This window comes from Paenibacillus glycinis (assembly GCF_009909185.1).
GTDB lineage: Bacteria > Bacillota > Bacilli > Paenibacillales > Paenibacillaceae > Paenibacillus_Z > Paenibacillus_Z glycinis.
The window spans coordinates 1-2578 of record NZ_JAAAMV010000047.1 but is presented as its reverse complement, the minus strand read 5'-3'; the positions used below and the strand labels follow the sequence as shown (position 1 = coordinate 2578).

1 protein-coding gene is annotated in these 2578 nt (G+C 55.9%); it reads left to right on the top strand.

Annotated features, from left to right (window positions below; all coding sequences use genetic code 11):
• Positions 1 to 47 precede the first annotated feature (47 nt).
• Positions 48 to 2578 (top strand): non-ribosomal peptide synthetase (locus tag GT019_RS31445; RefSeq protein ID WP_235949636.1); only part of this gene is annotated, 2531 nt, incomplete at its 3' end.

Sequence of the window (2578 nt, the reverse complement as noted above, 5' to 3'; positions counted from 1 at the left end):
ACAAGGATTACGCGGCCTGGCAGCAGGAGCGTCAAGGCAGTGAGGCCATGAAGGAGCATGAATCGTACTGGCTGGAGGCGTTGGCGGGCGAAGTGCCAACGCTGCAGCTGCCGACGGATTATCCGCGGCCGGCCGTACGGAGCTTCGAAGGTGCGCGGATCGGCTTCACGTTGGACGAAACGCTGGTCACTGGTTTGAAACGGTTGGCCGAGGAAACGGGCACAACGCTGTACATGGTGCTGCTGGCGGCGTATAAGGTACTGTTGTCGAAGTATACCGGGCAGGAAGAGATGATCGTGGGTTCGCCGATCGCAGGCAGACCACATGCGGACGTGGAGAAGTTGATGGGGGTGTTCGTGAATACCCTCGCGCTGCGGAGCTATCCGACGGGCGAGAAGACGTTCGCGTCCTTCCTGCAGGAAGTGAAGGCATGCACGCTGCTCGCCTTCGAGCATCAGGAGTACCCGTTCGAGGAACTGGTGGGGCAGCTGGATCTGCCGCGCGATCTGAGCCGGCATCCGCTGTTTGACACGATGTTCATCTTGCAAAATACGGAGCATGGAGTGCTGGAGCTGCCGGAATTGCGCATTGTGCCGTATGAGCAGGACCATCACGCTGCGAAATTCGATCTGTCGGTGACCGCTCTCGAACTAGAAGGAAAGATTAATATAAGCATCAATTTCTCCGCGGCACTGTTCTCCAAGGATACGATAACTCGTCTTGGCAGATGCTTTCTGCAAGTGATTCGGTCTGTTATCGAACAGCCACGAATCCAGATTGCCGAGATAAGCCTTGCCTCGCCGTTGGAGCAGCGTCAACTGCTGGAGGACAGCTTTGGGGAGCGGACGACATGCGCGGGCGGACTTACCTTTCATGGCTTATTTACGAAGCGGGTTCACTTGACGCCAGACCATGTAGCTATTATTTCTGGGAAGAATAGACTTACTTATGCTGAGCTTGAAGAACGCTCCGATCGATTGGCGGTTATGCTTCGAAACCAAGGTGTGGGACGGGAATCCGTCGTGGCGCTCGCGCTAGATCCGTCAGTCGACACGGTTGTTTCCATACTCGGCGTCATGAAGTCTGGTGCGGCTTACCTGCCGATTGATCCCGAACTGCCAACAGAACGAATTCAGTTCATGCTTCGTGACAGCGGCGCGTGTTTGCTTCTTACTCAACAAGTCTATGTAGAGGTGTTTGCTCCTATCTTTAAAGGAGGAGTTTGGGATATTTGTAGTTATGCGATGCACGAAAGTGACGCACTGCAACAGTCGGTATCGACCGTAATTCCAGTCTTAGGCACGGGAGACGAGACGGCGTATATCATCTACACGTCCGGAACGACAGGTAAACCAAAAGGCGTGCAATTGACCCACCGTGGACTTGTTCATTATGCTTCTTGGTTCAGCAAAGAAATGCTTCTATCACCGATGGATCGAACGGCGCTTCTCTCATCGTACGCGTTCGATCTGGGGTATACGAGCTTGTTTCCAATTCTACTGGCAGGTGGACAGCTGCATCTTCCGAAGAAAGAAACTTATTCGGATCCGGAGCAGCTCCGCACCTACTTACACGAACAAGAAGTCACGTATTTAAAAATGACGCCTTCGCTATTCCGCATGCTCGTGCGTGCCCGCGGCTTCGCGGAGTCGGTGGAACTGAGAAAAGTTCGCTTAATCGTGCTGGGCGGCGAAAGTATTCAGCAGGATGATTTGATAAGATTCCATGGCCAGTATCCGGAAACGGAATTTCTGAATCACTACGGGCCAACAGAAACTACCATCGGGGCCATCTACAAGCGGATCGAGCCAGCGCAGATGAAGTTGTTAACGGTCCGGCAAGTCATTGGCCAGCCGATATGGAACACCGGGGCGTTCATACTCGATACCGCGCGAAAGTTGCTTCCGAACGGTATTCCAGGGGAACTGTATTTGACGGGACCAGGCTTGGGCAGCGGTTATTTGAATCTGCCTGAATTGACCGCCGAACGTTTTGTGGAAAGTCCTTTCGATCCTGATAAAATGTTGTACCGCACAGGAGATCTTGCACGAAGGTTGCCCGACGGAAGCCTTGAATTTCTGGGCCGGATCGACCACCAGGTGAAGATCCGGGGATACCGGATCGAGCTGGGCGAGATCGAAGCGCAGCTGCTCGGGATGGAAGCTGTGAAGGAAGCCGTCGTCATCGCGCATCCCAACGAGCAGGGCGAGCATGAGCTGTGCGCGTACGTGGTGGCGGAAGAGGACTTGACGGTGGCGGAGCTGCGCGGCGAGTTGTCGCAGGCGCTGCCGAGCTACATGGTGCCGTCGTACTACGTGCAGCTGGAGCAATTGCCGCTGACGCCGAACGGCAAGCTGGATCGCAAAGCGCTGCCGGCCCCGGAAGGTCAGCTGGCGACGGGGGTAGCCTATGTCGCCCCGCGCAGCGAGCTGGAGCAGGCAGTGGCGAGCATCTGGCAGGACGTGCTGGGCGTGGCGCAAGTGGGCGTCCACGACAACTTTTTCGAGCTGGGCGGCCATTCGCTGCGGGCGATGACGTTGCTGTCGCGGCTGCATCGGGAGCTGGGCGTGGCGCTCAA